Source organism: Pseudonocardia zijingensis, from assembly GCF_042657305.1.
In the GTDB taxonomy this organism is placed as follows: Bacteria; Actinomycetota; Actinomycetes; order Mycobacteriales; family Pseudonocardiaceae; genus Pseudonocardia; species Pseudonocardia zijingensis.
The window spans coordinates 54226-80433 of record NZ_JBHSKO010000009.1; the positions used below are offsets into that span (position 1 = coordinate 54226).

22 protein-coding genes are annotated in these 26208 nt (G+C 74.0%); 16 read left to right on the plus strand and 6 right to left on the minus strand.

Annotated features, from left to right (window positions below; translation table 11 throughout):
* Positions 1-41 precede the first annotated feature (41 nt).
* From ACFPL3_RS19315 to ACFPL3_RS19325, 3 genes are read left to right on the plus strand one after another with little or no spacing between them, the layout of a single operon-like run.
* Positions 42-902 (plus strand): HTD2 family dehydratase, encoded by an 861-nt coding sequence (locus ACFPL3_RS19315; RefSeq protein WP_343946749.1) that lies wholly within the window; start codon positions 42-44, stop codon positions 900-902.
* Positions 899-2077, plus strand: a complete 1179-nt coding sequence (locus ACFPL3_RS19320; protein ID WP_343946748.1) for a CaiB/BaiF CoA transferase family protein — start codon at positions 899-901, stop codon at positions 2075-2077. The genes ACFPL3_RS19315 and ACFPL3_RS19320 overlap by 4 nt, the downstream gene beginning before the upstream one ends.
* A gap of 9 nt (positions 2078-2086) precedes the next feature.
* Positions 2087-3238, plus strand: coding sequence for an acyl-CoA dehydrogenase family protein (locus tag ACFPL3_RS19325; RefSeq protein WP_343946747.1), 1152 nt, complete (start codon positions 2087-2089; stop codon positions 3236-3238).
* A gap of 388 nt (positions 3239-3626) precedes the next feature.
* On the opposite strand, the gene ACFPL3_RS19330 is transcribed toward ACFPL3_RS19325, so the two are convergent.
* Positions 3627-3923 (minus strand): YciI family protein, encoded by a 297-nt coding sequence (locus ACFPL3_RS19330; protein ID WP_343946746.1) that lies wholly within the window; start codon positions 3921-3923, stop codon positions 3627-3629.
* Positions 3924-3970: 47 nt separating this feature from the next.
* Between ACFPL3_RS19330 and ACFPL3_RS19335 the strand changes: the two genes are divergently transcribed.
* Genes ACFPL3_RS19335 through ACFPL3_RS19345 form a run of 3 tightly spaced genes read left to right on the plus strand, consistent with a single transcriptional unit; the run spans position 3971 to position 5918 of the window.
* A complete protein-coding gene (locus tag ACFPL3_RS19335) occupies positions 3971-4267 on the plus strand; it encodes a YciI family protein (RefSeq protein WP_343946745.1) in 297 nt (98 codons plus the stop codon).
* The gene (locus ACFPL3_RS19340) at positions 4264-5082 is read left to right on the plus strand and encodes an SDR family NAD(P)-dependent oxidoreductase (RefSeq protein WP_343946744.1); all 819 of its coding nucleotides are present in this window, start codon (positions 4264-4266) and stop codon (positions 5080-5082) included. Before ACFPL3_RS19335 ends, ACFPL3_RS19340 begins: the two co-directional genes overlap by 4 nt.
* Positions 5079-5918 carry an alpha/beta fold hydrolase gene (locus ACFPL3_RS19345; RefSeq protein WP_343946743.1) on the plus strand — a complete coding sequence of 280 codons (840 nt, stop codon included), beginning with the start codon at positions 5079-5081 and terminating at the stop codon, positions 5916-5918. Before ACFPL3_RS19340 ends, ACFPL3_RS19345 begins: the two co-directional genes overlap by 4 nt.
* Positions 5919-5922: 4 nt before the next feature.
* On the opposite strand, the gene ACFPL3_RS19350 is transcribed toward ACFPL3_RS19345, so the two are convergent.
* The 5 genes from ACFPL3_RS19350 to ACFPL3_RS19370 form a co-directional block, all read right to left on the minus strand.
* Entirely contained in the window at positions 5923-6678 is a 756-nt protein-coding gene (locus ACFPL3_RS19350; protein ID WP_343946742.1) for an IclR family transcriptional regulator, read from the minus strand.
* 64 nt (positions 6679-6742) lie between these two features.
* Complete coding sequence (locus tag ACFPL3_RS19355; protein WP_343946741.1) at positions 6743-7057, minus strand: hypothetical protein; 315 nt, start codon at positions 7055-7057, stop codon at positions 6743-6745.
* Between the two features lie 36 nt (positions 7058-7093).
* A complete protein-coding gene (locus tag ACFPL3_RS19360) occupies positions 7094-7276 on the minus strand; it encodes a DUF7455 domain-containing protein (protein WP_343946740.1) in 183 nt (60 codons plus the stop codon).
* Positions 7277-7280: 4 nt separating this feature from the next.
* Positions 7281-7499, minus strand: coding sequence for a hypothetical protein (locus ACFPL3_RS19365; protein ID WP_343946739.1), 219 nt, complete (start codon positions 7497-7499; stop codon positions 7281-7283).
* A gap of 158 nt (positions 7500-7657) precedes the next feature.
* Positions 7658-10144, minus strand: a complete 2487-nt coding sequence (locus ACFPL3_RS19370) for an Hsp70 family protein (RefSeq protein WP_379589459.1) — start codon at positions 10142-10144, stop codon at positions 7658-7660.
* A 144-nt stretch (positions 10145-10288) separates the two neighbouring features.
* Between ACFPL3_RS19370 and ACFPL3_RS19375 the strand changes: the two genes are divergently transcribed.
* The 10 genes from ACFPL3_RS19375 (at position 10289) to ACFPL3_RS19420 (ending at position 26201) form a co-directional block, all read left to right on the plus strand.
* Complete coding sequence (locus tag ACFPL3_RS19375) at positions 10289-10999, plus strand: sensor histidine kinase (protein WP_343938068.1); 711 nt, start codon at positions 10289-10291, stop codon at positions 10997-10999.
* A complete protein-coding gene (locus tag ACFPL3_RS19380; RefSeq protein WP_343938066.1) occupies positions 10990-11655 on the plus strand; it encodes a response regulator transcription factor in 666 nt (221 codons plus the stop codon). Before ACFPL3_RS19375 ends, ACFPL3_RS19380 begins: the two co-directional genes overlap by 10 nt.
* A 109-nt stretch (positions 11656-11764) precedes the next feature.
* Entirely contained in the window at positions 11765-13099 is a 1335-nt protein-coding gene (locus ACFPL3_RS19385) for a hypothetical protein (protein WP_343938064.1), read from the plus strand.
* Positions 13083-16538: an ATP-binding protein gene (locus tag ACFPL3_RS19390; protein WP_343938062.1), complete on the plus strand. Its 3456-nt coding sequence runs from the start codon at positions 13083-13085 to the stop codon at positions 16536-16538. Before ACFPL3_RS19385 ends, ACFPL3_RS19390 begins: the two co-directional genes overlap by 17 nt.
* Positions 16539-16553: 15 nt before the next feature.
* Complete coding sequence (locus ACFPL3_RS19395; protein ID WP_343938060.1) at positions 16554-21023, plus strand: NAD-glutamate dehydrogenase; 4470 nt, start codon at positions 16554-16556, stop codon at positions 21021-21023.
* Between the two features lie 320 nt (positions 21024-21343).
* The gene (locus ACFPL3_RS19400; protein ID WP_343938058.1) at positions 21344-22681 is read left to right on the plus strand and encodes an Hsp70 family protein; all 1338 of its coding nucleotides are present in this window, start codon (positions 21344-21346) and stop codon (positions 22679-22681) included.
* Between the two features lie 299 nt (positions 22682-22980).
* The gene (locus ACFPL3_RS19405) at positions 22981-23898 is read left to right on the plus strand and encodes a GHMP family kinase ATP-binding protein (protein WP_343938056.1); all 918 of its coding nucleotides are present in this window, start codon (positions 22981-22983) and stop codon (positions 23896-23898) included.
* Entirely contained in the window at positions 23886-24503 is a 618-nt protein-coding gene (locus ACFPL3_RS19410) for a D-sedoheptulose-7-phosphate isomerase (protein WP_343938054.1), read from the plus strand. The genes ACFPL3_RS19405 and ACFPL3_RS19410 overlap by 13 nt, the downstream gene beginning before the upstream one ends.
* 35 nt (positions 24504-24538) lie before the next feature.
* Positions 24539-25108: a D-glycero-alpha-D-manno-heptose-1,7-bisphosphate 7-phosphatase gene (locus ACFPL3_RS19415; protein ID WP_343938052.1), complete on the plus strand. Its 570-nt coding sequence runs from the start codon at positions 24539-24541 to the stop codon at positions 25106-25108.
* Entirely contained in the window at positions 25080-26201 is a 1122-nt protein-coding gene (locus ACFPL3_RS19420) for a GNAT family N-acetyltransferase (protein WP_379589461.1), read from the plus strand. The genes ACFPL3_RS19415 and ACFPL3_RS19420 overlap by 29 nt, the downstream gene beginning before the upstream one ends.
* Positions 26202-26208: the final 7 nt, after the last annotated feature.

Sequence of the window (26208 nt, forward strand, 5' to 3'; positions counted from 1 at the left end):
ACTATTTCACTCCTGCCGGGATCAGCGTCGATGATGGGAGGATGAGCGACGTCGCGCAGGTCTCGTTGACCGACGCCCTGGAGGGCTGGAAGCCGGACCCGGTCGAGCTGACCCGTCGTGTCGACCCCTGGTTCGCCGAGGCGTTCGCGGACCTGCTCGACGCCCCGCGCCCGGACGTGCTGCCCCCGCTCTGGCACTGGTTCGTGCTCCTCGACCACCCCGCGGGCTCCAACACCGGCGCCGACGGCCACCCGGCGCGGGCGCCGTTCCTCCCGCCGATCCCGGGCCGCCGCCGGATGTTCGCGGGCGGCCGGCTCCGCCAGGACGCCCCGATCCCGCTCGGCGCGGAGCTGGCGAGCCGGGCGGCCGTCTCCGACGTCACGGTGAAGACGGGCCGCAGCGGCGAGATGGCGTTCGTGACCGTCCGCACCGAGCTGTTCGCCGACGGCGCGCCGGTCGGGGTGGAGGAACAGGACATCGTCTACCGCTCCGAGCCGCCGGGCACGCCCCCGCGCACGCTGCCGCCGCCCGAGACCGGGCAGCCCGAACCCGAGGGGGAGTGGCGGGTGGAGCTCGCCGCCGACCCGGTGGCGCTGTTCCGGTTCAGCGCCCTGACCTACAACGGCCACCGCATCCACTACGACCTGCCCTACGCCACGCAGGCCGAGGGCTACCCGGGCCTCGTCGTGCACGGCCCGCTGCTCGCGATGCTCGCCCTCGAACTGCCGCGACGCCACGCCCCCGGCCGCACCGTGCGCTCCTTCACCTACCGGCTGGTGCGCCCGGCGTTCGCGCCGTCGCGGATCGTGTCCGCCGGCACGGCGCGGGGCTCGGAGCTGGAGGTCGTGGTCGCCGCGCAGGGCGCGGCCCCGTCCCTCACCGCGACGGTGGAGCTGGCATGACCCCGCCGCTGCAGGGCACCACCGTCGTCAGCCTCGAGCAGGCGGTCGCCGCCCCGTTCGCCACCCGCCAGCTCGCCGACCTCGGCGCCCGCGTCATCAAGATCGAGCGGCCCGACGGCGGCGACTTCGCCCGCGGCTACGACGAGTCGGTGCACGGCAACTCCAGCTACTTCGTGTGGCTCAACCGCTCGAAGGAGTCGCTCACCCTCGACGTGAAGTCGCCCGAGGGGCGCGCCGTGCTCGGTGAGCTGCTCGACCGGGCCGACGTGTTCGTGCAGAACCTCGGGCCGGGTGCGGCCGGCCGCCTCGGCGTCGACGCCGCGACGCTGGCCCGCACCCACCCGCGCGTGATCCCGTGCACCGTCTCCGGCTGGGGCACCGACGGTCCCTGGGCCGGGCGCAAGGCCTACGACCTGCTCGTGCAGGCCGAGACCGGCGTGCTGGCGCTCACCGGCACCGCCGAGCACACCGCCCGCGTCGGCATCTCCATCGCCGACATCGCCGCCGGCATGTACGCCTACTCCGGGATCCTCACGGCCCTGCTGCGCCGCGCCACCACCGGCGAGGTGTCGGCCGTGGAGGTGTCCCTGTTCGAGGCGCTCGCCGAGTGGATGGGCTCCCCGGCCAACTACACCGCCTACGGCGGCCGCCAGCCGGCCCGCAGCGGCGCCGACCACGCCACGATCGCGCCGTACGGCCCGGTCGCCACCGCCGACGGCGCCGTCGTGCTCGGGTTGCAGAACGACCGCGAGTGGCGGTCCCTGTGCGCCGTCGTGCTCGAGGACCCGGACCTCGCCGACGACCCGCGCTTCGTCACCAACTCGGCGCGGGTCGAGCACCGCGCCGAGCTGAACACGCTGATCGAGGCCCGGCTCACCACCCTGGACTCCGACGCCGCGTCCGCGCTGCTCGACAAGGCCGGCATCGCCAACGCCCGGCTGAACCAGGTGCGCGACTTCCTCGACCACCCGGTGCTCGCCGCCCGCGGGCGCTGGCAGCCGGTCGACGTCCCCGGCGGCACCGTCAGCGCCCTGCGCCCGCCCGCCGACATCGCCGGCGTCGACCCGGTGATGGGACCCGTGCCCGTGCTCGGCGCCCACACCGACGCGATCCTGCGCGAGCTCGGCCGCACCGACACCGAGATCGCGGCGCTGCACGAGCGCGCCGTCGTCTGAGAGGAACCCATGAACGCCGAGGAACAGGCCATCGTCGAGGTCGTCCGCGACTTCGTCGACAACGAGGTGCGGCCCGTGGTCCGCGAGCTGGAGCACGCCAACACCTACCCCGAGAAGCTCATCGAGCAGATGAAGGAGCTCGGGATCTACGGCCTCGCCGTGCCCGAGCCGTGGGGCGAGGTCGCGGTCTCCACCCCCTGCTACGCCCTGGTCACCGCCGAGCTCGCGCGCGGCTGGATGAGCCTCGCCGGCGCGATGGGCGGGCACACCGTCGTCGCGAAGCTGCTCACCGCGTTCGGCACGAAGGAGCAGCAGGACCGCTACCTGCCCCGCATGGCCACCGGCGAGATCCGCGCGACCATGGCGCTGACCGAGCCCGGCGGCGGATCCGACCTGCAGGCGATGACCACCGTCGCCCGCCCCGACGGCGACGGCTACCGGATCGACGGCGCGAAGACCTGGATCAGCAACGCTCGCCGCTCCCAGCTCATCGCCCTGCTGTGCAAGACCGACCCCGTGGCCGAACCGAAGCACCGCGGCATCTCGATCCTGCTCGTCGAGCACGGCCCCGGCCTCACCGTCTCCCAGGACCTCCCCAAGCTCGGCTACAAGGGCGTCGAGGCGTGCGAGCTGGTGTTCGACGGCTACCACGCGCCGGCCGACGCGCTCCTCGGCGGCGTCGAGGGCCGCGGCTTCGCCCAGATGATGAAGGGCCTCGAGACCGGGCGGATCCAGGTGGCCTCCCGCGCCCTCGGTGTCGCCCAGGCCGCTTTCGACGACGCCCTGCGCTACGCCCAGGAACGCGAGAGCTTCGGCAAGCCGATCTGGCAGCACCAGTCGATCGGCAACTACCTCGCCGACATGGCCACCAAGATCACCGCTGCCCGCCAGCTCATCCTGCACGCCGCCGACCGGTTCGACGCGGGCGAGCGCAGCGACATGGAAGCCGGCATGGCCAAGCTCTTCGCCTCCGAGATCGCCATGGAGGTCGCGCTGAACGCCGTGCGCATCCACGGCGGCTACGGCTACTCCACCGAGTACGACGTCGAGCGCTACTTCCGCGACGCCCCCCTCATGATCGTCGGCGAGGGCACCAACGAGATCCAGCGCGGCGTCATCGCGGCCCAGCTCGTCAAGCGCGGGGGGCTCGGGAAGGCCTGAGCGCGAGGCGTACACCAGCGCGGTCGGACGACCCCCAGATGCTGCTGATCAGGGCCGTCGGCCTCCGGAGCCGAGCGCCCAGCCGTGCGTGGAACGCCGAAGCCGGCCGACCCGCACACCAGGGTGCTCGTCACGACCCCCAGGTGCTGTTGATCTCCCGGTGGCCGATCTGAGTCGTACGTCAGGGTCTGGTCACGACCATGGTGTGCGGGTCGCGCGGATCATGCGGCTCGGCGCCGATCGCCGGTGGCTCTCTCACACCCACGGCTGGTCAACCGGGTCCAGGCGCCGTGGGGCTTGATCACCAGATTGGCGCGTTTCCCGACGCCCTGTGTCGGGTTTCGCTCCCGGCCGGCGATCATGGTGTCTGGGGCCCTACCGCGACCGCCTACTGGCCGGTGATCTGCCCCGCCAGGGGGCCGAGGGGCGGGACCCACTCGCGGATCTGGACATCGGCGATCACGCCTGCCTTCTTGTACGGGTCGGCCTCCACGATGGCCTGCACCGCGGCCTTGTCCTCGGCGCGGAAGACCAGGAGGCCGCCTGGGGCCTCGCTGGGCGCCCATGCACCGGCCACGATCAGCTCGTCGAGCCCACGCAGGTAGTCGCGGTGCGTGGGGCGGGTGGCCTCCCGCAGTGCGGTGTCGTCGGTGTAGGTGTAGATCACGGCGAAGGTCGAGGACATGGCGCCGATCCTTCCATCCGGGGGTTCCGGGCACCCAGAATGTGAGCATGACGATCTACGCGGTGACCTACCGGTACTCCGACGACGTGGACACGCGGGACCGCGTGCGGCCCGAGCACCGCGCGTACCTGGGCGGGTTCGCCGACACGGGGCAGCTGCTGCTGTCCGGGCCGTACGGCCCCGGTGAGCAGGCGGGCGCGCTGCTGCTCTTCCGCGCCGACGACAAGGACGCCGTGCAGGCCATCGTGGACGGCGACCCGTTCAGGAAGGCGGGTGTGATCACCTCCAACGAGATCGTGGAGTGGGAGCCGGTGCTCGGACCGCTGCGGTCGGCCATCCCGTGAAGCCGTACCGGTTCGCCGGGCGCACCGCGGTCGTCACCGGCGCGGGCAGCGGCATCGGTGAGCAGCTGGCCCGCGCGCTCGGCGAGCGGGGAAGCCACCTCGTGCTGCTCGAGCGGGACCCGGACCGCCTCGACCGGGTGGCGGGCGAGATCCGCGCCGCCCACCCGGGCATCACGGTCGACGAGATCATCGTGGACCTGGCCGACCGCACCGCGACCACCGACGCCGCGCAGCGGATCGTCCGTGACCACCCGCGCACCGATCTGCTGATCAACAACGCCGGGGTGGCGCTCGCCGGGCGGTTCGCGGAGGTCACCCTCGAGGAGTTCGAGTGGGTCGTGGAGGTGAACTTCCACGCGCCGGTCGTGCTCACCCACCACCTGCTGCCCACCATGCAGCCGGGCGCGCACCTCGTGAACGTCTCCAGCCTCTACGGTCTGATCGCCCCGCCCGCCCAGTCGGCGTACGCCGCGTCGAAGTTCGCGCTGCGCGGCTTCAGCCAGTCGCTGCACGGGGAGCTGGCCGAGCAGGGGATCGGCGTCACCACGGTGCACCCGGGCGGGGTGAACACGCGGATCGCGGCAGACGCGCGGGTGGGCTCCGGGGTGGACCCCGCGGAGTTCGAGGCGGGGCTCGCGACGTTCTCCCGGCTGCTGACCTACCCGCCGGAGAAGGCGGCCGCCGACATCCTGCGCGCCGTCGAACGCCGCAAGGCCAGGCTGCTCATCGCCGCGAGCGCGAAGATCCCGGACGTGCTCGCCCGGCTGCTGCCGGTCGGGCACATGGCCGCGATCTCCCGGCTGGTCACCCGATGACCGAGCTCGTGGAGGCGAGCGGGGCGAGGGTCCGGGTGCGCGACACCGGGCCCCGCGACGGCGACCCGATCGTCATGCTGCACGGCATCGGCCGCAGCCTCGAGGACTGGGCGCCCCAGCACGAGGCGTTGCCCGCCACGCACCGCGTGATCAGCATGGACCTGCTCGGGTTCGGGCTGTCGGAACCCCCACCGGGGCCGAGCACGCTCGCCCGGCTCGCGACGGGCGTCGGTGACGTGCTGGACGCGCTCGGCGTGCGGCGGCCGGTCCACCTGTTCGGCAACTCGCTGGGCGGGGCCGTCGCGCTCGCGATGCAGGCGGCGCACCCGGAGCGGGTGCAGACCCTCGTCCTCGCCGCACCCGCGGGGTTCGGGCAGGAGGTGGTGCTGGACCTGCGGCTGCTCACGATCCCCGGCCTGGGCCACGTCCTGCTGCGCCACGCCGGCCCGCGGACCGCGCGCCGCACCGAGCGCGCGCTGTTCCACGACCCCTCGTTCGTCACCGACGAGCGGGTCCGGCACGCACTGCGCGTCGCCGCGCAGCCGGCCCGGCCCGCGGTCTTCCTCGACGTCGTCCGCGAGCTGGGCACGGTGCGCGGCATCCGGCCGGGCTGGCGTTGCGCCCTGCTCGCCGACGTGGCGCGCGACCCGCGCCCGACCCTGGTCGTCTGGGGCGACCGGGACCGCATCCTCCCCGCGCACCACCTGCGGGCCGCCCGCGCGGCGCTGCCGCACGCGCAGTCGCACGTCTTCCCCGACGCCGGGCACCTGCCCCAGGTCGAGCGCGCCGCCGAGTTCGCCGCGCTCGCCGTCGGTTTCCTCGACTCTGCGACCTAGCCGGTCACGTCACGTCGGCCGCCGCGGCGACGACCTCCGCGCCGAGCTCGGCGAACCGGGCCGGTGGCACGCGGTCGCGCGGCCCCCAGATCGAGAGGACGGCGAGCGGGCGCCCGTTGCGGTCGAGCACCGGGGCCGACACCCCGTACAGCGACGACTCCAGCTCGCCGGCGCACTCGCCGTACCCGCGCGCGCGGGTGGCGGCGAGCTCGGCGGCGAGCGCCCCGGGGTCGGTGATCGTGGTGTCGGTGTAGCGGGTGAGCGGGCCGTTCAGCACCCGCTGCACGTGGTCGGCGGGCAGGAACGCGAGCAGCGCCTTGCCGGTGGAGGTGGCGTGCAGCGGCACCGAGCGGCCGAACCAGCTCGCGGTGAGCACGGCCGTGGGCGTGACCTCGTCGACGTAGGTGAGCCCGCCCATGCCGGGCACGGCGAGGGAGGCGGTCTCGCCGGTGCGGCGGCACGTCCGTTCGAGGATCGGGTGGGCGGCGGCGATCAGCGCGTCCGGCTCGGCGGCGTTGCCCAGCTCCATGGTGGTGAGCCCGATCGCGTAGCGGCCGGTCGCGTCGTCGACGCTGACCAGGCCACGCGCCTGCAGGGTCTTGAGCAGCCGCCATGCGGTGGCCCGGTTGAGCCCGCAGGTCCGCGCCAGCGCGGGGGCGGTGGCGTTCTCGGGCTGCGCCGCGGCCACGGCCATGAGGAGGTCGACCGCCCGGTCGACCGACTGGATCCGGACGGAAGCCGCCGGCTCGTGTGTCCCCACGACGCACCAGCCCCCATCACGCGCTCGACATGAACGGTTTCACATTACGCCGAGGGGGTTCGCATCATGCGACAGCTGGATCCACCCGGACGTTCACCTCCCGGTCGGCGAGTGCGCGACCGGCGGCGATGATGGCGACGTCGAGTGCGATGCGGGCATCCCGCAGCGCCGCAGCGGTCTCGCGGGCGCCGGTGTCGTTGATGCCCCGGGCGGCCGCCGCGGTGACGGCGTCGGCGAGCGCGGCGAGCAGCGGCGCGGTGGCCTCGTGCACCGAGCCGGAGGCGCTCGTCGCGGGGTTGTGCGAAGTCGCCGGCCTCGCGGGGTTGGTGCACGGGATCGCGCCGTTCCGGCGCGCAGTGGTCATGGCGGTGACGGTCATGGCGTGATCTCCTCTCCGGCCGGCACGTCGGGGTGTTCAGGAACCAGGGCTGAATTCGGCACCGAGCTCGCGCAGCCTGGGTGCGTGCTTGCGGGCGTGGTGGCCGCAGAACAGGAGCTCGCCGCCGGTGGGCAGCAGCACCGCGACGCGTGCTGCGGCACCGCAGCCGTCGCAGCGGTCGTGACGGGTGAGGACGCGGGTCAGGGTGTCGGTGCTCATGTCGTCACGCCGCCTCGAGCAGTGCGTGGCCGGACGCCGTGAGCCGAGGTCCGTCGGTGATCAGGCCCGCCGCGGCGAGGCGCGCTCCCGTGAACTGGTCGCTCAGGAAGAGCCCGTCGACGACCAGCGCACCACCTGCGGCCGTGGCGCAACGGCCTGCGGCGACGGCGCGGAGAACGGCGTGATCGCGGTGGCTGAGCGGAGGGGCGGTCGTGGCGTTCATCGCCGTTCTCCTTCCGGTCCGGGTGGTGCTCGTGACCGCCCAAGAATGCGCCGCGACGACGCCCGCGAACATCTCGCTGTCCCTACGAACGACAGGGCGGACCCGCCGGACGAGGTCGGGTTCACCCCACCTCGATCCAGCGGGTTCGCCCCGCGGGTTCAGGACCCCAGGCTCAGCAGGGTGACCGTGCCGTCCTTGAGGTTGGTGATGTAGCCGGTGCGGCCGTCCGGCAGCACCGCGAAGGACGTCGGGGAGACGCCGGTCGGGATCGTCGCTGTGACCGACATCGAGTCGACGCTGATCACCGACGCCGTGTTGTCGTTGACGTTGGCGGTGTAGGCGAAACGCCCGTCCGGCGACCACGTGATGTCCTGCGGGTTCAGCCCCACCGGGATCGTGGCCACGACCTGGTTCGTGTTCGTGTCGATCATGGTGACGGACGCGGAGTCGTAGTTGACGTTCGCGACGAGGGGCCGGGTCGGGTGGACCGCCACGCTGTGCGGGCTCTTCTGGACCGGCACCTCGGTCAGGACGGTGTTGGTCGCGGTGTCGAGCACGGACACGACGTTCGACTCGTGGTTGGCGATGTAGGCGCGCGAGCCGTCCTTCGTGAACTCGATCCAGTGGGGGTTGGGCGCCACCTTGATCTCGGAGGTCACCGCGTTGGTGGCGGTGTCGATGACGGAGATCGTCCCGGAGTCGTGGTTGGGCACGTACAGCCGCGCGCCGTCGCGCGTGACGGCTCCGAGGTAGGGCCGCGTCCGCACCGGGATGGTCGCGATGATCGAGTTCGTGGTCGTGTCGAGCACACCGACGGCGGCGATCGTGCGTTCGTCGTTGAAGATGCTGACGTAGATGCGGCGGCCGTCGGGGGAGAACGACAGGAACTGCGGAGGGCCTGCGGGCACCGGGATCGTGGCCGTCACCCGGTTCACCGCGGTGTCGACGACGGTGACCACGCCCGCCGTGCGGTTGGCGATGTAGGCCTGGCGCCCGCTGGGTGCGACCGCGACGAATCCCGGCGTGGCGCCCACCGCGACGGTCTGTTCGATGGACGGGACCGGAACGCTGGCGGCGACCGCCGCCGCGGGGGCGGGTTCCGGGGCCGGCGGCTCGACGATCGCCGGTGAGGGCGCCGCCGCCTCCGGTGCTCCCGACCGGAACTGGTCCACGGCGACGTACAGGAGCCCGCCGACCACCGCGAGGACGGCGACGACCGCGGCCACCGCGAGCAGCACCCGCCGGTTCGCCCCGCCTCCTCCGGCGGGAGGTGCGGGCGGGGGCCAGCTCGGCGGGCTCCCCCCGGGCTGCCCCGTCCCCGGGGGTGGACCGGCAGGTGGCCGGCCGTCGCCGGCCGGGTACGGCGGACGCCCGGCGGGTTGCGGTGCCCTGGGGCGGGGCGGGGGTGGCGGCTGCGAACCGGCGGGCGCGTCGGCCCGTCCGGGTGCGGCCACCGCCCCCGCGGCGACCGGAACCCCGCCCGAGGGCGGGACGGGCTCGGGACCGCGCTGCGCCGGAATGGCCACATCCGGGGTGCCCGACCGGGGCTGGGCACCGGAGGGGGCCCCGGCGGGTGCGGGAACGGCGCCGGCGAGCGCCAGCGCTGCGGCGCCCAGCGCGACCGCGTACTTGGGGTGGGCGTCGACCACGGTGGGGCAGCCCAGCTCCTCGGAGATCATCCGGGTGACCCGGGGGATGCGGGAGGAACCCCCGACCAGCAGCACCGCGGACAGCTGCTCCGGCTCGACCTGCGCCGAGCGCAGCGTCTTGGTCAGGGTGCCGATCGTCGACTCGATGGGAGCCCGGATCATGTCCTCGAACTCCGCCCGCGTCAGCCGCACGTCGAAGTGGTGGTGGGGCAGGAACACCGGGATCGTCGTCTCGGTGTCGGCCGAGAGGGCCTCCTTGGCCGTGACGCAGTCCTGGCGCAGCCGGGCGAGGGCGACCGCGGTCTGCGCGTCGCTCATGTCGAGCTCGGAGAGCGCACCACCGGCCGCGTAGTTGACGAAGGACAGGATCGACTCGTCGAAGTCGACACCACCGAGCCGTTCGATCCCCTCCGGAACCCCGAGGATCTCGATGCCGCCGGGGTTCTTGCGCAGCACCGTGGCGTCGAACGTGCCGCCGCCCAGGTCGTACACGGCGATGATCTCGCCGTCGGCGAGGTGCCGCGACGCGGCGTAGTGCGCGGCCGCCGCCTCCGGCTCGGTGACGGTGCGGGTGGCGGTCAGCCCCGCCACCTGGGGCACCTCGTCGAACAGCTCCCGGCGGAACGGGCCCCAGTTGGCCGGGTGGGTGAGCACGACGCTGTCGGGCTTCGCCCCCTCGGTCTCGGTCACCCGCGTGACGACGTCGTACAGCAGGCTGCCGAGCAGGTCGGTGACCACGTACGGGGTGCCGCCGAGGATCACCGGGGTCGGGTCGCCCAGCCGGCGCTTGAACTCGCGGCCGATCCGGTCCGGGCTGCTGACGGCGCGTCTGGCGGCGGCCTCACCGGAGACGAGGGTGCCGTCCTCCCGCAGGTACACGACCGCCGGTGTCACCACCGTCCGGTCACCCAGGGTGAACATCTCGACACGGGATTCATTCGCGACCGCAGCAGCGACGAACGTCGTGCCGAGGTCGACTCCGAGGTGATATCCCACGATGCCTCCCGGAGGCCAGAACCGCGTTGGCTCGATTCTCGACCGCGCAGCGTTACCTGCCCAGCTGCATTCGGGGGGTATGCCCTACCCCCGGTGGGGCAGGCCCCATTCCCGCCGGGCCCCCGGGCGGCGGACGATTCGGGCATGATGCTCGAGCCTGCGCAGTGCGCCGGCGACGCTCCCCGCACCCATGCTCCCCGCACGCCGAACGACCCGCACAGCCCGCTGCCCGACCACAGCCCGCCGCCCGACCACACCACGCGGCTCCCCGCCCCCGCGCGCGATGCCCGCCTCCGCGCCGAACGCGAGCAGTGGCAGCGCAGGCGCCGCCTCGAGCGGCAGCTGCACGACGGCGCGGCGCTGCGGATCTCCGCGCTCAGCCTGCAGCTCGGGCTGTTCCGGCACCGCGTCCCCGAGGCGGAACCCGACCTGCACGCGTCCATCGACGGCCTCCAGGACGAGCTGCACGCCGTGCTCCAGGAGCTCCGCGACGTGGCGGGCAAGATCTACCCGCCGCTGCTCGACGAGGCCGGGCTCGGCCCGGCGCTGCGCGAGGCGGCCGATCGGGTGGAGACGCCGGTGCGCGTCGTCGCCCCGGACGACCGGTTCGGTCCTGCCGCGGAGGGCGCCGCGTACTTCGCCGTGACCGAGTGCCTCGAGGCCGCCACCGCGGCGTCGCCGGGCCTCGACGTCGTGGTCCGGCGCGACGGTGCCGTGCTCGCCGTCGACGTCGTCGGTGTGGAGCTGCGCCACGCCGACGCGATGCTCGACGCGGTGCGGCGACTCGGCGGCACCATCGACGTCGCCGGCGGACCGGATGCCGGCACGATCACAGCGAGACTCCCATGCGAGTAGCACTGGCCGAGGACGGCGCCCTGTTCCGCGAGGGCCTGCTCATGCTGTTGCAGGCGGCGGGGCACGAGGTCGTCGGGTGCACCGCCGACGGCGATTCGCTCGTCGCGTTGCTGGCCACCCAGCCCGCCGACGTCGCGATCCTGGACATCCGGATGCCGCCCGAGCCGGACGGCGGCCTGGTGACCGCCGAGCGGCTGCGCGCCGCCCACCCCGACATGGGGTTGCTGTTCCTCTCGCACTACGCCGAGTCGCACTACCTGATGCGCATCCTCCAGATCGGCACCGACTCGATCGGCTACCGGCTCAAGGAGAAGGTGGGCAGCGTCGACGTCCTCACCGACACGCTCACGCGGATCGAGAGCGGTGAGATCGTCATCGAGCCCACGCTGGCCAAGCGGCTCGTCGAACGGCCCCGCGGCGACAAGAAGGGGGTCATCGCCACGCTGTCGGAACGCGAGCTGGACGTGCTGCGGCTCATGGCGGAGGGCCGCTCGAACACCGGCATCGCGGCGCAGCTGTTCGTCACACCCAAGGCCGTCGAGAAGCACATCGCGAACATCTTCGGCAAGTTGAACCTGCACGCCGACACCGCCGAGCACCACCGCAGGGTGCTCGCGGTGCTCACCTACCTGCGTTCGCAGCGCGACGAGGAGTGACGGGCCGGGACTGAACCGGGGACTTCTGGCCGTGGGCCGCGGTCCCCGTGGCGCCTAGCGTGGCCGGGCGAGACCCGGACCCGATCCGGGGACGAACCGGCGGAGCACGATGAACCGGACGATCGTGGCGCGGCTGCTGCGGGCGATGCTGGTCGCCTGCGGTTCCTGCGCCGTGCTCGTCGCCACCCTCGGGGTGGCCGCTCTCGTCATCGGATCCGGCCCGCTCGACGTGCTGCTGCCGTTCACGGCCGTCATGGCGATCGCACTGGGGCTCGGGCTGGTCCTGCCGCGGATCGACCAGCTGGTGGAGCGGCTCACCCACCACCGCGAGGTGACGCCGTACTCGGCGCTCGCCGAGACCGCGGCGCGGATCCGGGCGGGGGAGCTCGAGCAGGCACTTCCGGGGCTCGCACAGGTGGTCGCCGACGGCACCGGCGCGAGCCACGCCGCCGTGTGGCTCGCGGTCGGCGACCGGCTGGTCCGCGCCGCCGCACACCCGCCGCCGGCGGACGGGGCCAGGGGCGGGGCGGAGACCGTCGAGAACCTCGCGATCCTGCTCAGCCGGCCGGACACCGACCACGTGGTCCCGGTGCTCGACGGGCCCGTGCTGCGGGCGGCTCTGGCGATCGCGAAGCCCGGCGCGCCCATCACGCCGGCCGACCAGGCGCTCGTCCGCGACGCCGCGAACGGCGCCGCGCTCCTGTTGCGCGGGGTGGCGCTGAACGCCGAGCTGGCCGAGCGCGTGCGGCGCGCCGACGACCTCGCGGCGGAGCTGCGGGCGTCGCGGCAACGCCTCGCCCGGGCCCGCGAGGTGGAGCGCAGGCGTCTGATCATGGAGCTCGGCCACGCCACGGGCGACCGGCTGGCCACGCTGCGGGCCGATGTCGCCGCGGCGGGGGTGGGTCTCGCCCGGCGCCCGGAGGACGTGGACGGTGCCCAGGAGGCGCTGGCCCGGGCCCGGGTCGGGCTCGACGAGCTGCTCGACCGGTTCCGCCTGATCGCCCGGGGTGTGTACCCGGCGGTGCTGCGCGACCAGGGCCCCGCGGCGGCGCTCGACGAGGTGGCCGCGGACCTGCCCCGGCCGGTGCGGCTCACGGGGGACCTGGGCGGCCGACTGGACTGGGAGATCGAGTCCGGCGCCTATTTCGTGGTCGCCGCAGCCATGAACGCCCTCGCCGGCAGGCCGGGTCCGGGCGAGGTGCTCGTGCACTTCGAGCGCGCGGACGGCCGGGTGGGCGTGCGGATCGAGGATCCCGCGCCGACCACGAGCCCTGAGGACCTGCGCGGCGCCCTCGCCGACGACGCCGAGCGGCTCGCGGCGCTCGGCGGGGTGATCGACCTGGACACAGGCGGCAGCGAGGGCGGTCCTCTCGGGTTGAACGTCCGGCTGCCCGACCGGCTCGAGCCGGTCGTCGAGAGCAGCGTCGGTGCCGGGCGGAGCTGAGGACGTCGTGGCCCTCCTGACCGACCGGACGCGCGCGGCGCTCGCCACGGCGGGGTACGCCGTGCTGCTGACGGCCTGCGCCGTGCTGTCGCTCGCGTGGCTCGCGGTGGGCGCCGTCGTCGGGGTCGCGGCGTACGTCCCGTCTCTCGCCGCCGCGGTGGCCGCGGCCGCGGCGGCGGGCGACCGGTGGGCGCAGGGAGTCCTCGACGCGCTGCCGCGCAGCGAGCCCGCCGCTCAGGCCGTCCTCGACTACGGGTTCAGCGTGGTCACGCTCGTCATCGCGGTGGTGCTGCTCGCCGGCCAGGAGCGGAGCTGGTCGATCCGGCTGCTGGTGCTCGCGTTGGTGGGTTCGGCCGGGGCGTTCAACCTGCAGGCGCACGCCGCCGCCACGGCCGTCCAGACCGCGATGGGGCTGGCGATCGGCGGCCTGCACCAGGTGCTGCTGCACGGCGTCGCCTCCGCGGCCTACATCCTCGCGCTGCTCGTGTTCCCGCCGGACCGGGAGGCCCGGTTCGAAGGGAGCGCCCGCACGGCCCTCGTCCTGGTCGGCACCGTGACGTCGCTGCTGGTCGGCATCGGCACCGCGCTCCTGCCGCACACCGTGAGCTGCGTGCTGTTCTTCGGGTTCCTCGTGCCACTCGTCGGGCTGGCCGCGCTGCCGCGCCAGGTCCGCGGGGGCCCGACCGCCACCGTCCGCACGCAGGCCCGGTTGCTGTTCAGCGTGCTCGCGGTCTCGTTCGTGGTCGCGGTGGTGCTCGCGCTCATCACGCTCGTGCTGTCGGCCACCGGCTGGACGGGCGTGGTCCTGGTGGACCCCACGGTGCACGCGGGGCAGCCGGACACCGGGGAGCCCACCGCGCTGCTGTTCTGGTTCTCCCGGCTCGTGTGCATCGGGATCGCGGGGGCCGTGTTCGTCGCCACCAGACCTGGTGGGCTCTCGACCGCGGAGCGCCTGTTCAGCAGGGGCCTGGCCGCGGGGCTCACCGCGGCCCTGGTCGGGGGCGGCTACGTCGTGCTGCACCGCACGGCGGAGTACCTGCTCGTCGAATTCGCGCGCGACACCCCGCTCGCCCTCGTCATCGCGACGGTGCCGACGGCGCTGGCCACCCTGCCGGTCTACGTCCGCGCCGAGCGGCTGGCCGACCGGATGCTCTACGGCAGCCGGCCCACCCCGTACAGCGTGCTCGCCGGGGTCACGGCCCTGTCCCGGGGGACGGGAACGGACGCCCCCGACCTCGGGCGGGTGGCCGAGGCGGTCGGGCGCGGGCTCGGCGCGAGCACCTGCCGGCTGACCGTCGCGCGGCCCGGGCTGCGCGACCGCAGCTACACGTGGTCCGAGGCCGCGGAGGGGCCCGAGGCCGACGACCTCGTCGAGGCGGCGATCCGCCACGGCGCCGAGGTGATCGGCACGATCGCCGTCGACCGCGCCGCCGTCTCCGGGTTGCACCGGCAGCGCCAGCACCTGCTGGAGGACATCGCCGACAGCCTCGGCGTCGTGCTGCAGGCCAACCGGTTCGGGATCGAGCTCGAGCGCCACCTGCGGGCCGCGCTGGCGCACGCCAACGAGATCGCCGTGTCGCGCCGGGCGGTGGTGGCCGAGATGGACGCGGAGCGGCGGCGGATCGAGCGGGACCTGCACGACGGCGCCCAGCACCACCTCGTCTCGCTGCGGCTGGCCCTCGGCCTGGTCGAGCACCAGGTGTCGACCGACCAGTTCGACCAGGCGCGGGCCAGGCTGGAGCAGGTGGCCGACCAGATCGACATGGCGGAGTCGATCCTCGCGGAGACGGCCACGGGCGTCTCGTCCCCGTTGCTGGCCGAGGTCGGCCTCGCCGGCGCGCTCACGAAGGACCTGGCGGGCGGACAGCCGCCGGTGCCGGTGGAGGTCGCCGGCATGCACTCCGGCGTGCGGCTCCCGCACGACGTCGAGACGGCGGTCTACTTCTGCTGCCTGGAGGCGGTGAACAACGCGCGCAAGCACGCGCCCGGTGCGCCGATCGTCGTGCGCCTGGGCGCCGGGGACGGCCGGCTGCTGTTCACCGTCCACGACGACGGCCCGGGCTGGGACCCGAAGGAGCAGGCGGGCTCGCCGGGACGGGGGCTGCGCAACGTCGCGGCGCGGATCTTCGTGGTGGGAGGTCACGTCGACGTCCGGTCGGCCCCGGGGGAGGGCACGACGGTGGAGGGGTCGGTCCCCCTGCCGCCCGCCGTCGCGGGGCCGGGAGCCGACAGCACTCCCGCTGAGGCTCCGGAGCCGCCTGCGCCCGGTGCACGGGCCGTGGCGGCCGCCCCCGTCCCGCTGGTCGATCAGGTCCGCGACGCGGTCCGGGATGCGCGGGAGCTCTACCACGGCACGGCGCGCGCCGAGCAGCTGCGCCTGCTCGCGGAGCGGCTCGACGCGCCGCTGCGGATCGCCGTCACCGGAGAGGCGGGGAGATCCGCGTTGGTCCACGCGCTCGACGCGCTCGCTCCCGACGGCGACGGTCGCCCACCCGGCTCCACCGCGGCCACGCTGATCGACCTGCCACCGCCGGTGGCGTCGGACGGTCTGCCGATCCCGCCCGCCGACGCGTTCGTGCTCCTGCTGCACGAGACGCACTGCGAGAGCACCGTCTTCGCCTCCGGCGGCCCGGCCCGGCCCCGCCCGGCCCACGTGATCGGAGCCCTCGTCCGCGAGGAGCCGGTCGACGAGACGGCGCAGGACGCGGCCGCTCGCTGCGTGGCCCGGCCCGAGGTGCGCCGCCTGTGCCACGCCGTCGTGCCCGTGGCGCCTGCGTTCGCGCGCGCCGGCGTCGCGCTGGGGGAGGACGACGACCGGACGCTGCGGGAGTGGGCGCAGCAGGGGTTCGTGCCCGACGCGAGCGAGCAGGAGCTGCTCGAGCGGTTCGGCCCGGCGGTCGTGCGGGCGGCCATCGCGTCGATCCGGTCCGGGGATGCCGGGGATCGGTCCGCGCTCGCCGCCGCGCTCCTGCAGCACAGCGGCGTGCTCCGGCTGCGCGAGCTCGTCGACGCCCGGCTGGCGTGCCGTGCCGACACGCTCAAGGCCCGCTCCGTCTTGCTCGCGCTGGAGACCCTGGTGCGGGCGGACCCGCCGCCCCCCCGGCTGCTCTACCGGCTGGACCGGATCCGGTCGGCCGCGCACGAACTCACCGAGGTCGACCTGGTCGACGCGTTGCGGGCGGGCGAGCTGAATCTCCCGGACAAGCAGCGCCACGAGGCCGAGCAGCTGCTCGGGGCGGGCGGCCCGGAGCCGCAGACGCGCCTCGGCCTGGCCCCGGACGCCGCCGTGCAGGAGGTCGTCCGATCGGCGGAGGAGCAGTTGCGGCTCTGGAAGCGTCGCGCGGCGAACCCGGGCGCGGGCAACGACGCGCGGACCGCGGCCGGAGCGATCGTCCAGACCTGCGAACGGCTGCTCGTGCGGGCAGCCGGCATGCACTAGCCGAGCGGAGGGGCGATGAGCCGCACCAGGGAGTCGACCGGGCTGTGCCGCCTCTATGCCCAGCACGCTCCGGCCGTGGCGCTCGGGTCCGACGATCCCGCTGAGGTCACGGCAGCCCTCGCCGCCGCCGCGCGCGCCCACCGGCGCCTCGCGTCGAGCCGCGAGCCGGGCGAGCCGATCGTCGAGATCCACGGTCCGGCCGCCAACGGCACGGCCTTCGTCGACGTGATCAGCGACGACATGCCCTACCTCGTGCCGTCCGTGCTCGCCGCCGTCGGCCGGGCCGGTCCGCGGGTCCGGCGGGTCATCCACGTGCTGGTGGTGGTGCGCCGCACGCCCGGTGGCGAGCTGGTCGAGGTGCTGCCGACGGCCGCTCCGGAGGACCGGGAACCCGGCACCGTCGTCGAGGCCTGGATGCGGCTCGACCTGGACCCGCTCTCGACCGAGGAGAACGAGGACCTCGGCAGCGAACTGCGCGAGGTGCTCCGCGCCGTCCGGGAGGTCGCGGAGGACCGCGAGCGGATCGCCGCGACGGTGCGGCAGGTGGCTGCCGAGCTGTCCGAGGCACCCGAGCTGTCCGGGCGGCCCGGGTCTCCCGACGACGAGCGAACCGACGTCGCCCGCCTGCTGGAGTGGATGGGCGAGGGCCGCTTCGTGTTCCTCGGGTACCGGCGGCACGAGGTGGACCGGGCAGCCGGTCCGCGCCGGTTCCGCGCCGTGCCCGGATCGGGCCTGGGCGTGCTGCGCCGCGACGACGTGCCCGACGGCGTGCCCCGGGAGCCGGGTGGGGGAGGGGACGGCGGTGCGCAGCCGCCGGTCGTCCTCACCCGGGCCGACGCGCCGAGCAGGGTGCTACGTCCGGTGCACCCCCACCACCTCGGGATCGCCGTCGTCGACGCCGGCGGCGCGATCGTCGGTGAGCACCGGTTCGTCGGTTTGTTCGAGGCCGCCGCGCTGCACGAGAGCGTGCTGGACACGCCGGTACTCGCGCGGCGGGTCCGCGCGGCCGTCCGGCTGGCGGGGGTGCCGCTGGAGTCGTGGTCGGGCCAGCGGATGCTCGACGTGATCTCCCGGCACCCGCGCGACGAGCTGTTCTGGGCCACGGCGCAGGACGTGCACGACACCGCGATCGGCGTGCTCGGCCTCAGCCGGCCGCGGCGGCTGCGCCTGTTCCTGCGCCGGGAGCCCTACGGCCGCTTCTTCTCCTGCCTCGTCTACCTCCCGCACGACCGGTACTCGCCGCACGCGCGGGCCGCGATGCAGAAGGTGCTCCTGCGCGAGCTCGGCGGGTGGCGCATCGACCACACCCCGCTGCCCGGGGAGCCGGGACTGGTGCTGGTCCACTTCACCGTGCAGGTCGACCCGGCCGCACCCGCCCCCGACCCGGACCGGCTGCAGGGCAAGCTCGCGGCGGCGATCCTGACCTGGGACGACTGGGTGCTCGACGCCGCGGGCGCCGACGCCGACGAGATCGCCGACCACCTCGCGGGGGTGCCGCAGGGCTACAAGGACGACGTGGACCCCGTGCAGGCGCTCGCCGACCTGCGCCGGCTCCGCGCGCTGGGTGCCGAGCCGCACCTGGAGCTCTCGACCGACCCCGGCGGCGACGAGCTGCACTTCCGCCTGTTCCTGGCCGGAGCGGGCGTCTCGCTCTCGGCGGTGCTCCCGGCGCTGCAGAGCCTCGGCGTCGAGGTGCTGGACGAGCGGCCCTTCGAGATCATCAGGCCGGACGGGAGCCGGTGCTGGATCTACGACTTCGGGCTCGGGGTCGACGACGTGACCGCGCGGAGCATGGCCGGGCCGCGGCGCCGGGAGACGCAGGACCGGTTCTGCGCCGCCTTCCGCGCGGTGTGGGAAGGCGCGGCCGAGGCCGACCGGTTCAACGCACTGGTCCTGCGGGCCGGGCTCGGCTGGCGCGACGTCGCGGTCCTGCGGGCCTACGCCCGGTACGCGGCCCAGCTGGGTGGCCCGTTCGGGCCCCAGTACGTCGCCGACGTGCTGCTGGCCCACCCCGCCGCGTCCCGCGCACTCGTGGCGTTGTTCCACGCGCGGTTCGACCCGGCCCCGGGGCCGGTAGAGCCGTCGGTGCGTTCGGAGGAGGCGCTCGCCGAGGTGCGCGCCCTGATCGACGAGGTCACGGGCCTGGATGCCGACCGGATCCTGCGCGGGTACCTCGCCCTGATCACCGCGACGGTGCGCACCAACTTCTTCCACGAGCGGCCGTACTTCTCGTTCAAGATCGACTCCACCGCGGTGCCGGACATGCCGGCGCCGCGGCCGCGGTGTGAGATCTTCGTGTACTCGCCGCGGGTGGAGGGGGTCCACCTGCGGTTCGGCCCGGTCGCCCGTGGCGGGCTGCGGTGGTCGGACCGCCCGCAGGACTACCGCACGGAGGTGCTGGGCCTGGTGAAGGCCCAGGCGGTGAAGAACGCGGTGATCGTGCCGGTGGGGGCGAAGGGCGGGTTCGTGGTGACGGCGCCCGCCCCCGCGCCGGACGAGGTCGAGGCCTGCTACCGGACCTTCGTCTCCGGGCTGCTCGACGTGACGGACAACGTGGTGACCGGGGAGGACGGCGCGGCGACGACCGTGCCGCCGCCCGGCGTGCTGCACTACGACGGCGACGACCCGTACCTCGTCGTGGCCGCCGACAAGGGCACCGCCCGGTTCTCCGACGTCGCCAACGGGGTCGCCGCGCAGCACCGGTTCTGGCTGGGCGACGCGTTCGCCTCCGGCGGGTCGGTGGGCTACGACCACAAGGCGATGGGCATCACCGCCCGGGGTGCGTGGGAGAGCGTGCGCCGCCACTTCCGGGAGCTGGGGGTGGACACCCAGGCGCAGGGCTTCACGGTGGTGGGGATCGGCGACATGTCCGGTGACGTGTTCGGCAACGGGATGCTGCTGTCGCCCGCCATCCGGCTGGTGGCGGCGTTCGACCACCGGCACGTGTTCGTCGACCCGGATCCCGACCCCGCGCGCGGATACGCCGAGCGCCGCCGGTTGTCCGACCTGCCGCGCTCGTCGTGGGACGACTACGACCGGGACGCGATCAGCCCCGGTGGCGGGGTGTGGCCGCGGACGGTGAAGTCGGTGCCGGTCGGCTCGGAGATGCGTGCGGCGCTCGGGCTGGCCGACGGGGTCACCGCGATGACCCCGCCCGAGCTGATCCGCGCGATCCTGCTGGCGCCGGTCGACCTGCTGTGGAACGGCGGGATCGGCACGTACGTGAAGGCGGGCACCGAGACCCACGCCGACGTGGGGGACAAGGCCAACGACGCGATCCGGGTCGACGGCGGCCGGTTGCGCGTGCGGGTGGTGGGCGAGGGCGGCAACCTCGGGGCGACCCAGCGCGGGCGGATCGAGTTCGCCCGCGGCGGCGGGAAGATCAACACCGATGCGATCGACAACTCCGCGGGCGTGGACTGCTCCGATCGCGAGGTCAACATCAAGATCGTGCTGGACCGGCTGGTGGCGGCGGGCGAGCTCGACCGCGCCGGTCGCGACGAGCTGCTGGCGGCGATGACCGACGAGGTCGCGGAGCTGGTGCTCGCCGACAACCGCGAACAGAACACGGTGCTCGGCATCGCCCGGATGTGCGCCCCCGAGATGCTCGCGGTGCACGCGCGGATGATCGCCGACCTCGTGCGCCGCCGCGACCTGGACCGCGCGCTCGAGGTGCTGCCCGGACCCGAGGAGATCGCGGAGCTGGAGCGGGCCGGGCCGGGACTCAGCTCGCCCGAGCTGGCCGTCCTGCTCGCGCACACGAAACTCGACCTGAAGTCGTCGATCCTGGGCAGTGACCTGCCCGACCGGCCCGAGTTCGCCGACCGGCTCGCCGAGTACTTCCCCTCCGTGCTGTCCCGCCGGTTCCCCGACGCCGTGGCCGCCCATCCGCTGCGTCGCGAGATCGTCACCACGTTGCTGGTCAACGAGATGGTGGGCGGCGCCGGGATCACCTTCGCCCACCGGCTGGCCGAGGACGTCGCGGCGACGCCTGCCGACGCCGTGCGCGCCTTCCGGGTGACCACCGCGGTCTTCGGGCTGCCCGGCCTGTGGGCCGCGATCGCGGCGCTCCCGGTCACGGTGCCGACGGCGCTCACCGACGAGATGGTGCTCGAGTCGCGTCGCCTGCTCGACGGCGCGGCGCGCTGGTTGCTCACCAACCGCCCGCAGCCGCTGGCGGTGCCCGCCGAGATCGACCGGTTCGGTCCGCCGGTCTCACGGCTGATGCCCCGGCTCCGGTCCCTGCTGCGCGGCCGGGAGGCGGAGGCGGCCGCCCGCCGGGCCGCGGAACTGACCGGACGGGGGGTGCCGGGCGACCTGGCCGCGCGGTCGGCGAGCCTCCGGCACGGCGCAGGCCTGCTCGACGTCGTCGAGGTGGCTGCCCTCGCCGAGGGGAAGCGCGACCGGCTGCCGATCGAGGAGGTCGCGACGCTCTACTACGCGCTCTCCGAGCGGCGCTCGTCGGCGGAGGTGCCCGCGACCTGACGGCCGTCAGCCGGACTCGCGGTCCGGCGACCCGCCCTCGCGCCTCGCGGTCGGTTCGCCGGGCACGGCGAACATGACCCGGCTCCAGCGGAGGCGGCGGCTCCACCAGCGCCGGCGTACCGCGACGTAGCGCGCCGAGCACGTGCACGTGAACTCGTCGCCCAGGGCCACCGGCAGCGGCAGTGCACACGGGTGTCGGTCGATCGCGGTGCCTCCTTGCCCTTCCGCCGCGGTGAGCGGATCGTCTGCGCAGGCAGACCCAGTGTGCCCTGGTGGACCCCCGGTCCACGACGACACGCCCCGTCGGCAGGGGAGGTGCGGTGAGCTACGCCCTCGGTGTGGATCTCGGCTCGTCGTTCGTCGCGGCGGCGACCGCGTTCGGACCCCGGGCGCGCATGGCCTTCCTCGGGGACAACGCGGCCGTCGCACCGTCCGTGGTGTACCAGGGCGCCGACGGCGGCCTCCTGACCGGTGAGGTGGCCGGCCGCAGGGCCGCGGCCGACCCCGGCCGGGCGGCGAGCGGGTTCAAGGACCTGCTGGGCGAGCAGACGTCGGTGACGCTGGCCGGGCAGCCCCGCTCGGTGGTCGACCTGCTGGCCGCGCAGCTGCGCGACGTGCTGCGACGGGTCGCCGAGGCCGAGGGCGCTCCGCCCGAGCGGCTGGTGCTGACCCGGCCCGCGAGCTGGGGGGCCTACCGGCAGCGCCTGTTCGCCGAGGCGCCCCGGCTGGTGGGGCGGGCCGACACGGTCATGATCAGCGACGCGGAGGCCGTCGCCGCGTACTTCGCGGAGGCGCACGGCCTGCCATCGGGGTCGCTGCTGGCGGTCTACGACCTCGGTGGCGGCTCGTTCGACGCGGCCGTGCTGGGTGTGCGGCCGGGCGGGGTGGAGATCCTGGGCCGCCCGGAGGGGTTCGAGCGCCTGGGCGGCACCACGTTCGACGAGGCGGTCCTCGACCTCGTCATCAGCTCCTCCGCCGGGGCGCTGGACGAGCTCGACATGGGGGACCCCGCCACGGTGGCCGCCCTGGCCCGGCTGCGCCACGACTGCGTGGTCGCCAAGGAGTCGCTCTCGTCGGACACCGAGGCGACGGTGCCGGTGCTCGTGCCGGGCCGGCACCTGGAGGTGCGGGTCACGCGCGCCGCCTTCGAGGAGCGGGTGCACGCCCGGATCGACGCCACCGTGGCCTCGCTGTGGCGGGTGCTGCGGTCGGCGCAGGTCACCCCCGCGCAGCTGAGCGCGCTGCTGCTGGTGGGGGGCTCCTCACGGATCCCGCTCGTGGCGCAGCTGGTGTCGCAGATGGTGGGGCGTCCGGTCACGCCGTACCCGCATGGCAAGCACGCAGTGGTGCTCGGTGCCGCCCGGCTGGGAGTGCTCGCGGCGGCCGGAGGTCCGGTGCCGCCGCCCCCGCCGCCCCAGCAGTCGCCGCCCCGACAGCCGCCACCCCCAAAGCCGCCACCGGACCCGCCGCCGCAGCATCCGCCTCCGCCCCAGACGAATCCGGCCCCGCCGGCGCCGCACCCGCCGACCCGGCACGGGCACGCCGACGGGGACTGGGAACCGACCGCCACCTCGCGGATGTTGGTCATCGGAGTGGCCGTGCTGGCGCTGATCGTCGTGGCGCTGGTGGTCGTTTTCGCACTTCTCATCCGGATCTAGTTCTCCAGCCCGGCAGTATCGGGCAGTAGGGCCTGCCCTACCCGCAGGTCGGAGAAATCCGCTGCCGTCCGGGGGCCTGCACGGCAGATTCCGACGCGCATCGGTGTCAAGGTCTCATCCACCCCGGCACCAGCCGGCGGATCGCAGCGCGATGATCGAGGTGGAAGATGATGCCTCCACGGCAGGCGGTTTCGGGCACCGGAATTCCCCGGAGTCTTCGCGCGCGTGCCCCCTTGCGCATCTCCTTCGCGGGCGGGGGTACCGACGTACCTCCCTTTCCGGAGTCCGAGGGCGGATGCGTGCTGTCGGCCACCATCAACCGCTATGCGTACGGCTCGCTGCGCCCGAGGGAGGACCGCCGCGTCACCGTCGAATCGGTCGACTTCGGTAGCACGATCGAGGTCGGGCTCGACGAGGACACCGCTTTCGACGGCGAGCTCGACCTCGTGAAGGCCGCGGTCTACCGCTTCGGGGCTCCTGATGTCGGTGGCTACGACCTGGTGCTGCGGTCCAACGCGCCGCCGGGCTCGGGACTCGGCTCCTCCTCCACGGTGATGGTGGCGTTGACCGGCCTGCTCGCCGAGCACCACGGCAGGACGCTCGACGAGTACGAGATCGCCCAGCTCGCCCACGCGATCGAGCGGGTCGACCTCGGCATCTCCGGGGGGATGCAGGACCAGTACGCGGCGACGTTCGGTGGGTTCAACTTCATCGAGTTCGGCGACCGGGTCGTCGTCAACCCGCTGCGGGTGCGGGACGAGGTCGTCCACGAACTCGAGCTCAGCCTCATGCTGTGCTTCACCGGGACGACCCGCGCGTCGAGCAAGGTCATCGACGACCAGACGCGCCGGGTGAGCGAGGGATCCTTCGATGCTCTCGCCGGGCTGCGTGCGCAGAAGGAACTCGCGGTGGCGATGAAGTCGGCGCTGCTGCGTGGTGCCCTGCGGGAGTTCGGTGAACTGCTCGGCGAGGCGTGGAAGCAGAAGAAGCGGATGTCCCCGCTGATCTCCAACCCGCGCATCGACGAGATCTACGAGATCGCGACCAGGAACGGTGCTCTCGGCGGGAAGGTGACCGGGGCAGGCGGTGGCGGATTCATCCTCTTCTACTGCGACTTCACGCGCAAACACCGCGTGATCGAGGCATTGGAGAAGGCCGGTGCGAGCACCATGGAATTCTCCTTCGAGGGTAAAGGTCTGAGGACATGGCGAGCATGACCGTCGAGAACGTCACGGCGCACGGCCTGGTGACGGCCAGAGCAAGGCTGAGCGACGCCATCGCGGTGAAGCAGGCGATGCTGGACGACGGGGTGCTCGAGCAGGCCGTCGCCATCGCGCACGTGGTGGTGGCGGCGCTGCGCGCCGGCAACAAGATCATGTTCTTCGGCAACGGTGGATCGTCTATGGATGCGGGCCACCTCGCGGCCGAGCTCACCGGCCGGTTCGCCTACGACCGCCCGGGGCTCGCGGCGTTCAGCCTGTCCGACTCGACCGCCGCCGTCACGGCAATCGGGAACGACTACTCCTACGCGGAGGTGTTCGCCCGGCAGGTGCTCGGCCTCGGCAGGCCGGGAGACGTGGCGTTCGGCCTCAGCACCTCCGGGAGCTCGGCGAACGTCGTGCGGGGCCTCCAGGCCGCCCGCCGGGCGGGCATGGTGACGGTCGCCCTCACCGGGGCGGACGGTCGCCAGTGCCTCGCCGTGGCCGACCACTGCATCCGCGTGCCGAGCTCGAACACCGCGCGGGTGCAGGAAGCGTGCCTCCACGTCGGCCACACGATCTGCGAACTCGTGGAGGCCGGCATGTTCCCGAGATCGCCGTGATCGCCGCGCATGCCGTCGGGCGGCCTCTGGAGGCCGTGTTCCTGGATCGTGACGGCACCATCAACGTCCCGGCCGCCGCCGGTGACTACGTCCGCAGCCCGGATGAGCTCGTGCTCCTGCCGGGCGCGGCTGCCGCGATCCGGCGGCTCAACCGAGCGGGACTGCGCACGGTCCTCGTCACCAACCAGCGGTGGCTGTCGATGCCCGGCGCGGACCGCGCCGCCTTCGTCGCGACGCAGGACCGGCTGGTGGAGCTGCTCGCCGCCGAGGGGGCCCGGCTCGACGCCGCGTACCACTGCCCGCACGCACATCGGTCCTGCCTGTGCCGGAAGCCGGCCCCGGGCATGTTGTGGCGCGCCGCGGACGAGCTGGCCATCGACCTCACGAGGTCCGTGATCGTCGGCGATGCCGTGTCGGACGTGCAGGCCGGGAGAGCGGCAGGCACGGGCACGATCCTCCTGGGCGCAGGGGCCCGGAGCCCTCTCGCCGACGCGGTCCGTCCCGACCTCCCGAGCGCGGTGGACGCGCTGATCCCTCATCGAGCCGCACAGCGGCGGCAACACCTGGAGGAGCCACATGCGTGTGGCCGGCAAGAACGCTTCTGACCTTCTCCGCCCGCTCGACCCGGACCTCGAACGGCAGTGGGACCAGCTCGCCGTCGCGACGGGGAGCTCGCCGTTCGTGCGGCCCGGCTGGCTGAAGGCCTGGGCCGGCGCGTTCCGGCAGACCGAGGCGCTGCGGCTGCTCACCGTCGAACGGGGCGGCGAGCTCACCGGCGTGCTGCCCCTGCTGGCCGCCCGGGGGGTGCTCCGGTCGCCGACCAACTTCGAGAGCCCGCTCTTCGCCCCGATCGCGGCCGACCACGAGGCCGCTGCCGAGCTCGCCGAGCGGCTCCTCGCTGTCGATTCCGGGGCCGTTCACCTGTCTGCGCTGCGGCCCGACGATGCACCGACCGAGGTGCTGCTCGACGCCGCCGGACGCTCCGGTGCGCCGGTGCTGCGCAGGACGTTGCGCGCGTCGCCCTACGTCGACGTCACCGGCGACCCGGCCGGCTTCTGGCGGGGGTTGTCCAAGAACCGGCGGCACGGCCTGCGGCGGCTCCGGAACCGGATGGGGGACGCCGGCGAGGTCAGCTTCGAGGTGCACGACGGACGCGAGAACCTCGACGCGCTCCTGGACGAGGGGTTCCGGCTGGAGGCCCGCGAGTGGAAGCGAGCGGCCGGGTCGGCCATCCTCTCCCGGCCCGGCTCCACCGAGCTCTTCACCGAGGCCGCCCGCTGGGCGGCCGAGGCGGGCATCCTGCGCCTGGCGTTCCTGCGGCTCGCCGGGCGACCGATCGCGTTCGGCTACAACGTGCAGCAGGGATCGGTCCTGTACTTCATCAAGGTCGGCATGAGCGACGAGCACCTCAAGCTCGGCCCCGGCGTGGTCTTCACCTCCCACCTCGTCGAGCACGCGTTCGCCCAGCCCGACGTCTCCTGCGTGGACATGCTGGGGGAGGACGAGCCGTACAAGGTCGACTTCGCGAGCGGTACGCGCGAGCTGATCCGGTTGCACACCTTCCCGCGTTCCTGGTGGGGCGGCGTTCAACGCGCCGCGATCGTCACGACGGCCAGGGCCCGTGCCTTCGTCGTCAGCAGGTTGTCCGACGCGAGTCGCACCCGGCTCTCCGCGGTGCGCAACCGGCTCGTGGGGTGACCTGAGC

Coding starts and splice junctions, on each gene's coding strand:
- ACFPL3_RS19375 (WP_343938068.1), top strand. CDS start 10,289: ATGATGCTCGAGCCTGCGCAGTGCGCCGGCGACGCTCCCCGCACCCAT.
- ACFPL3_RS19410 (WP_343938054.1), top strand. CDS start 23,886: ATGGCGAGCATGACCGTCGAGAACGTCACGGCGCACGGCCTGGTGACG.
- ACFPL3_RS19335 (WP_343946745.1), top strand. CDS start 3,971: ATGACGATCTACGCGGTGACCTACCGGTACTCCGACGACGTGGACACG.
- ACFPL3_RS19420 (WP_379589461.1), top strand. CDS start 25,080: ATGCGTGTGGCCGGCAAGAACGCTTCTGACCTTCTCCGCCCGCTCGAC.
- ACFPL3_RS19360 (WP_343946740.1), bottom strand. CDS start 7,276: ATGAGCACCGACACCCTGACCCGCGTCCTCACCCGTCACGACCGCTGC.
- ACFPL3_RS19320 (WP_343946748.1), top strand. CDS start 899: ATGACCCCGCCGCTGCAGGGCACCACCGTCGTCAGCCTCGAGCAGGCG.
- ACFPL3_RS19355 (WP_343946741.1), bottom strand. CDS start 7,057: ATGACCGTCACCGCCATGACCACTGCGCGCCGGAACGGCGCGATCCCG.
- ACFPL3_RS19380 (WP_343938066.1), top strand. CDS start 10,990: ATGCGAGTAGCACTGGCCGAGGACGGCGCCCTGTTCCGCGAGGGCCTG.
- ACFPL3_RS19315 (WP_343946749.1), top strand. CDS start 42: ATGAGCGACGTCGCGCAGGTCTCGTTGACCGACGCCCTGGAGGGCTGG.
- ACFPL3_RS19325 (WP_343946747.1), top strand. CDS start 2,087: ATGAACGCCGAGGAACAGGCCATCGTCGAGGTCGTCCGCGACTTCGTC.
- ACFPL3_RS19365 (WP_343946739.1), bottom strand. CDS start 7,499: ATGAACGCCACGACCGCCCCTCCGCTCAGCCACCGCGATCACGCCGTT.
- ACFPL3_RS19395 (WP_343938060.1), top strand. CDS start 16,554: ATGAGCCGCACCAGGGAGTCGACCGGGCTGTGCCGCCTCTATGCCCAG.
- ACFPL3_RS19345 (WP_343946743.1), top strand. CDS start 5,079: ATGACCGAGCTCGTGGAGGCGAGCGGGGCGAGGGTCCGGGTGCGCGAC.
- ACFPL3_RS19385 (WP_343938064.1), top strand. CDS start 11,765: ATGAACCGGACGATCGTGGCGCGGCTGCTGCGGGCGATGCTGGTCGCC.
- ACFPL3_RS19330 (WP_343946746.1), bottom strand. CDS start 3,923: ATGTCCTCGACCTTCGCCGTGATCTACACCTACACCGACGACACCGCA.